At 58.7% G+C, this 6,720-nt stretch carries 9 protein-coding genes and 1 pseudogene; 4 read left to right on the plus strand and 6 right to left on the minus strand.

The genetic code is table 11. The features are described 5' to 3' along the window. The first annotated feature begins 96 nt into the window (after nucleotides 1-96). Entirely contained in the window at nucleotides 97-1,101 is a 1,005-nt protein-coding gene (gene yejK, locus AC1DWM_RS27190) for a nucleoid-associated protein YejK (RefSeq protein ID WP_007944833.1), read from the plus strand. Further along, on the plus strand, nucleotides 1,101-1,448 hold the full coding sequence (locus tag AC1DWM_RS27195) for a glutaredoxin family protein (protein ID WP_477796611.1): 348 nt from the start codon (nucleotides 1,101-1,103) through the stop codon (nucleotides 1,446-1,448). Before yejK ends, AC1DWM_RS27195 begins: the two co-directional genes overlap by 1 nt. Nucleotides 1,449-1,558: 110 nt before the next feature. On the opposite strand, the gene AC1DWM_RS27200 is transcribed toward AC1DWM_RS27195, so the two are convergent. The 5 genes from AC1DWM_RS27200 to AC1DWM_RS27220 all read right to left on the minus strand — a co-directional run bounded on the left by AC1DWM_RS27200 (nucleotide 1,559) and on the right by AC1DWM_RS27220 (nucleotide 5,487). Further along, on the minus strand, nucleotides 1,559-2,494 hold the full coding sequence (locus tag AC1DWM_RS27200; RefSeq protein ID WP_477796612.1) for a glutathione S-transferase family protein: 936 nt from the start codon (nucleotides 2,492-2,494) through the stop codon (nucleotides 1,559-1,561). A gap of 88 nt (nucleotides 2,495-2,582) precedes the next feature. Continuing rightward, nucleotides 2,583-2,903 (minus strand): GIY-YIG nuclease family protein, encoded by a 321-nt coding sequence (locus AC1DWM_RS27205; protein WP_477796613.1) that lies wholly within the window; start codon nucleotides 2,901-2,903, stop codon nucleotides 2,583-2,585. A 39-nt stretch (nucleotides 2,904-2,942) separates the two neighbouring features. Then, entirely contained in the window at nucleotides 2,943-3,413 is a 471-nt protein-coding gene (locus tag AC1DWM_RS27210; RefSeq protein ID WP_223512064.1) for a nuclear transport factor 2 family protein, read from the minus strand. A 114-nt stretch (nucleotides 3,414-3,527) separates the two neighbouring features. Continuing rightward, a complete protein-coding gene (locus AC1DWM_RS27215) occupies nucleotides 3,528-4,838 on the minus strand; it encodes a CynX/NimT family MFS transporter (RefSeq protein ID WP_477796614.1) in 1,311 nt (436 codons plus the stop codon). Further along, a complete protein-coding gene (locus AC1DWM_RS27220) occupies nucleotides 4,828-5,487 on the minus strand; it encodes a FadR/GntR family transcriptional regulator (protein ID WP_223512068.1) in 660 nt (219 codons plus the stop codon). Before AC1DWM_RS27220 ends, AC1DWM_RS27215 begins: the two co-directional genes overlap by 11 nt. Before the next feature lie 166 nt (nucleotides 5,488-5,653). Here AC1DWM_RS27220 and AC1DWM_RS27225 point away from each other — a divergent pair, with 166 nt between their 5' ends. Then, complete coding sequence (locus tag AC1DWM_RS27225; protein WP_223512070.1) at nucleotides 5,654-5,965, plus strand: type II toxin-antitoxin system MqsR family toxin; 312 nt, start codon at nucleotides 5,654-5,656, stop codon at nucleotides 5,963-5,965. Further along, entirely contained in the window at nucleotides 5,962-6,444 is a 483-nt protein-coding gene (locus tag AC1DWM_RS27230; protein ID WP_223512072.1) for a type II toxin-antitoxin system MqsA family antitoxin, read from the plus strand. Before AC1DWM_RS27225 ends, AC1DWM_RS27230 begins: the two co-directional genes overlap by 4 nt. A gap of 124 nt (nucleotides 6,445-6,568) precedes the next feature. Here the strand turns inward: AC1DWM_RS27230 and AC1DWM_RS27235 are convergent. Then, nucleotides 6,569-6,720: pseudogene (locus tag AC1DWM_RS27235) on the minus strand (IS5/IS1182 family transposase); the annotation flags it as partial.

Here is a 6,720-nt window from a genome sequence, read left to right on the forward strand (position 1 = left end):
ATTTGCCCTTCATGCCGCGCCAAAACCAGTGGTTGCGGTACACTTGGCACTTTTTCGGGGAGCACGCCCTCCTCTCTTCATTCAGCCGAGAAGCCCATGCCGATCCGTCATTGCATCGTCCACCTGATCGACAAAAAACCCGACGGCACGCCAGCAGTTCTTCACGCCCGCGACTCCGAACTGGCCGAGTCGAGCGCCATCGAGAACATGCTTGCCGACCTCAACGAGAGTTACAACGCCAAACAAGGCAAGGCCTGGGGATTTTTCCATGCCGAATCAGGGGCGCACCCGTTCAGCGGCTGGCTGAAGGAGTACTTCGAGGGCGGCAAGGATTTCACGGCGTTCAGCCGGGTAGCGGTGGAACATCTGCAAAAGCTGATGGAAGAGTCGAACCTCTCAGTGGGCGGCCACGTGCTGTTCGCGCATTACCAGCAAGGCATGACCGATTACCTGGCGATCGCGCTCCTGCACCACAGTGAAGGCGTTGCAGTGACCGATCAACTGGACGTGACCCCGTCCCGGCACCTGGATTTGGGCCAGTTGCACCTGGCGGCTCGGATCAACGTTTCCGAGTGGCAGAACAACAAGCAGTCCAAGCAGTACATTTCTTTCATCAAAGGCAAGAACGGGAAAAAGGTTTCGGAGTATTTCCGCGACTTCATCGGTTGTCAGGAAGGTGTCGACGGCCCCGGCGAAACCCGCACGCTGCTCAAGGCGTTCAGCGACTTCGTTGAAAGCGAAGACCTGCCGGAAGAGTCCGCCCGCGAGAAAACCAAAACCCTGGTCGATTACGCCAGCAGCCAGGCCAAGCTCGGCGAGCCCATGGGCCTGGAAGAACTCTCGGAGCTGATCGACGAAGAACGCCCGAAAGCGTTCTACGACCACATCCGCAACAAGGATTACGGCCTGTCCCCGGAAATTCCGGCGGACAAACGCACCCTGAATCAATTCCGTCGCTTCACTGGCCGCGCCGAAGGCCTGTCCATCAGCTTTGAAGCGCACCTGTTGGGCTCGAAGATCGAGTACGACGAAGAAGCTGGCACGCTGATCATCAAGGGCCTGCCGACGCAGTTGACCGATCAGCTCAAGCGACGCAACTGATGCTGAACGGCATCCTGAAGAAATTCCTGCTGATCTTGCTGGTGGTCGTGGTTTATCAGAACTGGGGCAAGATCGAGCGGGTGTTCAACCCTTCACAAGTGGTGTCAGAGCAGACACAGGCCAAGGCCAACGTCGTGCTCTACGCGACGGACTGGTGCGGCTACTGCAAACTGACCCGGCGTTTTCTCGATCAGAAAGGCATTCCGTACAAGGAGTTCGATATCGAGAAAGATGCCGAGGCACGCAAGGCTTATGAAGCGCTGGGTGGTGGCGGGATTCCGATCATCGACGTGAACGGCACGCTGATGCGCGGGTATGACCCGGACGCAATCCTCGCCGCCCTGTAGGAGCCGGGCTTGCCCGCGATGGCCGCGACCCGGTGTAAACGTCACACCGTGTAATCGTTCATCGCGGGCAAGTCGGATCGCCGCACCGCATGCTCCTACAAGGGTGGGGGTCAGTGTTTTTCGATGCGGAACCCGAATCGCGGAAAGTGCACATGCACCACGCCGCCGCGCTCGTCTTCACGGCGCAGAATCAGTTCTTCGCTGCCCGCGAACAGCAACTCGCCCGCCACCGGATCAACGCCATAATCGGTTGCGGCGATCACCACCTGCTGGCCAGACTCAAAACCATTCGGCTCGTCGAACTGTTCATCCGGCAACGCTGCTGGCGTGGCTTTGCGCGCCACTTCCAGCGCCTCCTCGGACGTCATCTCGCTGGACGCACCATGCCCAAAGCCCATCACCCGACCCAACCAGGCCGACACGGCCGGATAGGCGTCAACCAGCGGTGAAGTCACCGGCGTCGCTTTGAGGAACCACAATGGATGGGCCAGTGCGAAGTCAGCTATCGACGGCTCGCCAAAAAGGAAGTCACCCTCCTCGCGCTGTAGCTGTTGTTCCAGCCGCGCCATGATCGTTGGCCATTGATGCTTCGCCTGCTCGACGGACAACTTGGTAGCGCTGCCACCGCTGAACAGTCCAGCGCGGTCGGCGAGGAACGCCTTGATCGCTTCTGGCGGCAAATTGCCGAAGCGCACAGCGATCGATTCCGGCTGAAATACCAGGCTGACTGCATGTTGGAACACCACCGAATCAGCCCAGGCAGCGAAGGTCGCGGCAATCATTTCTTGACCTTCCGGGAAAAACGCGGGCAAGGCTTTTTCCTGCTCAAGGCGACGGGCAATCAACGACGTGTCGCAATAGATATCCGCGCCAATCTGCAACACAGGCGTTTTGCGGTAGCCGCCAGTCAGGGCTGTCAGATCGGGCTTGGGCATCACCGGCGAGATTTTCACCGAGCGCCAGGACAGACCTTTGAAACCCAACAGCAGGCGGGCCTTTTCGGCAAAAGGGGACGTCGGGTAATGATGGAGAATCAACTCAGACATGCTCGGCTCCGCCGCACGGACTAGGAATCCGCAGCTTAGCGCGCAATCGGCAAGCGGCCTACAGATCTGCCTGATGGGCATTTATCAGTCAGGTTGATAAGCCCGCAGTGGCGCTCGCGACCAGACACTCCTTGGCGCTTTTCTTGAGTTTTTTGATCAGGCGCTCCTGACGCAGCGCTTCACTTTTGTCGCGGCAGACTTCGGTGTACACCAGGGCCACGGCAGGGCTGGAGAGGAAAAACCGCGCGCCCTTGCCGCTCTGGTGAGTGGCGAATCGGCGCACGGGATCGTCGCTGATCCCGCAATAGAGCGAGCCATTGGCCGCGCGCACCAGGTAGACGAACCAGGGTTTGCTGACGGGCAGCGCGGGTTCGGCGGCAATGTCGGAAGATTCGCTCAGGGTGTTCACGTGACGATCAAGGCGTGTAGGAAACAAGCCGCGATCTTATCAGCGACTGGCCTGGAATGCCTTCAGCCCCTTCAGAGCTTGAGCGCGAACGGCGTTTCTGACCAGGGGCGTCCACCCCAGAACCAGACCTTTGAAACCCAGAGCCTGCCGGGACCAAGTCCACAGGTCGAAGCTATCGTGATGCTCGCAAATCTTGCCATCGCGAAACACGAAACGTGCCTGAATGTCGTTGACCACAATGTTGCCAGTCTGGCTGAACAGATAGGTGGCAACCCAGTGAGCGCCGCCGGTGCGCTCGTCAGCTCGCACATTGTCGAAGGTCAGGGAAAAATCCTTGGCCCGGGTGGTGAGCATGCGCCACATGTCGCCGGCATCGCGGCCGCGCAGTTCGCCGAACGCCGGATCACTGAACACCACATCGTCGGTGTAGCAGGCGCTCATGGCTTCGGCATCCAGGCGCTGGAACGCTTGATAGAACCGGGTGATCAATGCGCTGTGGGCATCACTCATGGGCAGACTCCCTGTGCTTGCAAAAATGACTTCGAAAGATTGCCTGCACGATAGTCTGCAACGGCGCGGAACACTATCGGCATTCGTGGGCCGAATACCGACAGTGTGGGGACATCAGACTTTTTCGCTTTCGACTTGAACGTACAGCGAACGTCCGGCGCCGAGGCCGGCGATGATTGCACTGAGGCCGATAACGCCGAAGATCCAGCCCACCGCCGTCCAGCCGCCGGTCCAGTCATGCACGATACCGACCGCGAACGGTCCCATCGACGCCAGGGTGTAGCCGAAGCCCTGGGCCATGCTCGACAGGTTGGCCGCGACATGCGAGTCCCGCGAACGGAGCACGATCAGGGTCAACGCCAGACTGAACGTAGCGCCCTGCCCCAGCCCCAGCAGAATCGCCCAGCCCCACAGGCCTTCAATCGGCGCATAAAGACAGCCGAACAGTCCGCCGAGGGTCAACAACATGACCACGACAATGGCCAACCGCTGATCCTTGCCGCGTGTCGCCAGCCAAGGCGCCACGAGTGAACTGGCCAGCTGGACGATCACCGAACCGGACAACACCAGACCGGCTTGAGTCGGTGTCAGACCGCGACCAATCAGGATCGACGGTAACCAGCCAAACACGATGTACGCCAGGGACGATTGCAAGCCCATGTACAACGTCACTTGCCAAGCCAGCGGATCGCGCAACAGTCCGCGAACGCGGTACGCGACGTTGTGCGAGCCGTGCTTCTGTCCACCCACTTGCGGCAGCCAGAAGATCGCCGCGACCAGCGCCGGCAGCACCCAGAAGCCCAAGCCCATAGCCCAGCTCTTGTCGAAATGTTCACTCAACGGCACGGTTGCACCGGCGGCCATCGCGGCGCCCAGACACAACGCCATGGTGTAGACACCGGTCATGGTGCCGGCCTGTTTCGGGAAGTCGCGCTTGACGATGCCTGGCAACAACACACCGATCACACCGATGCTCGCACCGGCCAGTACGCTGCCGGCAAACAAGCCGATCTCGCCGAACGAACTGCGCAAAATGATCCCACCCGCCAGTGTCAGCAGAATCCCCAACACCACACGCTCGGCGCCAAAACGGCGCGCCAGCACGGGTGCCAGTGGCGCGAACAGGCCGAGGCAGAGCACCGGCAATGTCGTCAGTAAACCGGCCTGGGCTGCCGACAATCCGAGGGTCTTTGAGATCTCGCTGAGTATCGGCGCCATGCTCGACAGTGCCGGGCGCAGGTTCAGCGCTACCAGGATAAGACCCAGTAACAACAGCCATGGTCGGCGCAGCAGCGGGTGGCTCTGCTGGACCTGTTCGTCATCGGCCTCGGCGTCGATCAGCAGCTCTTCGAGCTCCGCCGTGCGCTTGGGCTGAGTGAGGTTGCGATCGCTGCTGGACATGGATTTCTCGGTTTCAAGGTTCATTGATCAACTGCCTCGACAAGGCTTTGGCCCGTTCCGGGTCCCGTTGCTCGACGGCATCCAGCAGTTCGATGTGCAGGTCGAACACTTCCTGGCGCCGCGGGGTGATGTTCAAGGTCTGGCGCAATTGCGCGCCGATGAAGCTGGAGAAATAGCGATACAACTCGCTCAGTGTCGGATTGTGCGCGGCATCCACCAAACGGCGGTGGAACACCAGGTCGCAGGCGATGTAGCTGTCGAGATCGCCGTGGTAGTGGCTGCCGCTGACACCCAACGCTTCGCGCAAGGCAACCAGGTCTTCGTCTGTCCGGCGCAGTGCCGCGAGGCCGATGGCTTCGACTTCAAGGATGTGCCGCGTCTCTCGGGCCTGCTCGTGGGAGCAACGAGACAAGGCTTTCATGGTGTCCAGCGGATCGATGACGGCCCGCAGGTAGCTGCCGTCGCCCTGACGGATTTCGATCAAGCCTGAAAATGCCAACACGCGCATGGCTTCACGCACGGTATTGCGGCTGATGCCCAGCTCGGTCGCCAGTTCCGGTTCGGTGGGTAGACGTTGGCCGACGACCCAGACGCCTTGCGTGATGCGAAGGCGTAGCTGGTCCAGCGCTTGGTCGACCAAGGATCGCTTGGTCAATGGAGAAATGTCTGACATGTGATTCGCCCTTTCATCCAATCATAGGATGAATTTTCTGACATGTTAGTCAGCTACCTGTAGGACGGCAACCGCCTACGGTCAGAGAGAAGGAAATGGAGCGGGATTTTCGATTAGTCAAAATTACCCTTTAAGGGTAATTTCAGGGATAGGCGCAAGATTTCTTATGGAGAAGAACACGCCCCATTACAACCTGACGGTGATCAAGGACGATGTCAGGCGGCTTGGGAAAAATGCATTTACCGCAACCGCGCGGAAAAACGGCCGAGACCTGGGTTTAAGCCTCCAGGAAATGCAGGAAGTCGTTTTCGAATTACACGGCAGGATGTTGTACAAATCGATGACAACCTATAGCGATCATCGGATTTGGCAAGACGTGTACCACATCACTTCGCACGATTTGGAGATTTACATCAAGGTCACTTATTGCTCAGGCGGTGAACCTCCGGTGATCTCCTTCAAGGAGAAAAACCCATGAACACTAAACAATGCTTCAGTTGCGGGGCATCTGAGGGAATGCGGCACTTCGAAGGTCGCGGTGAAACCATGAGCGTGAAAGGAATGGAGCGCCGGATTGATGATTTGTCTGGATGGGAGTGCCAGGCATGCGGGGAAGTCATACTCGACCCCGGCTGCTCGGAGCGCTATTCGGATGCCGGCGACGAGTTAGTCCTCGCCGGCAGACAAATGATCGGCAACGAGATGAAGCGCATCCGCCGCAAACTGCACCTGTCGCAAAAAGAAGCGGTTCTGCTTTTGTCCGGAGGCGGACATAACGCGTTTTCTCGTTACGAGCGCGGCGAACTGCTTCCACCTAAAGCATTGATGGTGCTGATGCGCTTGCTTGATCGCTACCCGCATTTGCTCACCGATGCGCGAAGTTTGGGCGAAGGCGCAGACTTGAGAGGTTTCAAGGACATCGTTCACAAAGAACATGAAACGCTCACTGTGTCCTGAACAGCACACACAAAAAACCCGGCACAACAGACTGTGTGAAAACACACTGATGGTGGTTCCAGCAAACGCCCCGACTTGTTCGGGGCGTTTGCTTTTGTGCTCACAGCAGACGAAAAAAGGCTTTTCAGTCCATCAGCGCCATCATCTGACGCACGCCCAGCACGTTAATCGCTCTTTTCAGGTTATAGGCGTTCACCGCCAAGGCCATTTCAGCCCTCGCGCCTTCAAGCTGTCGCAGCAAGAAGCGCGCGTTACCAAATAACCACTGTTTAAGGT

The organism is Pseudomonas sp. P4_C8, assembly GCF_056401975.1.

Bases quoted from the DNA above. Each gene is read 5' to 3' on its own strand.
- yejK (WP_007944833.1), top strand. From the start codon at position 97: ATGCCGATCCGTCATTGCATCGTCCACCTGATCGACAAAAAACCCGAC.
- AC1DWM_RS27195 (WP_477796611.1), top strand. From the start codon at position 1,101: ATGCTGAACGGCATCCTGAAGAAATTCCTGCTGATCTTGCTGGTGGTC.
- AC1DWM_RS27200 (WP_477796612.1), bottom strand. From the start codon at position 2,494: ATGTCTGAGTTGATTCTCCATCATTACCCGACGTCCCCTTTTGCCGAA.
- AC1DWM_RS27210 (WP_223512064.1), bottom strand. From the start codon at position 3,413: ATGAGTGATGCCCACAGCGCATTGATCACCCGGTTCTATCAAGCGTTC.
- AC1DWM_RS27215 (WP_477796614.1), bottom strand. From the start codon at position 4,838: ATGAACCTTGAAACCGAGAAATCCATGTCCAGCAGCGATCGCAACCTC.
- AC1DWM_RS27220 (WP_223512068.1), bottom strand. From the start codon at position 5,487: ATGTCAGACATTTCTCCATTGACCAAGCGATCCTTGGTCGACCAAGCG.
- AC1DWM_RS27225 (WP_223512070.1), top strand. From the start codon at position 5,654: ATGGAGAAGAACACGCCCCATTACAACCTGACGGTGATCAAGGACGAT.
- AC1DWM_RS27230 (WP_223512072.1), top strand. From the start codon at position 5,962: ATGAACACTAAACAATGCTTCAGTTGCGGGGCATCTGAGGGAATGCGG.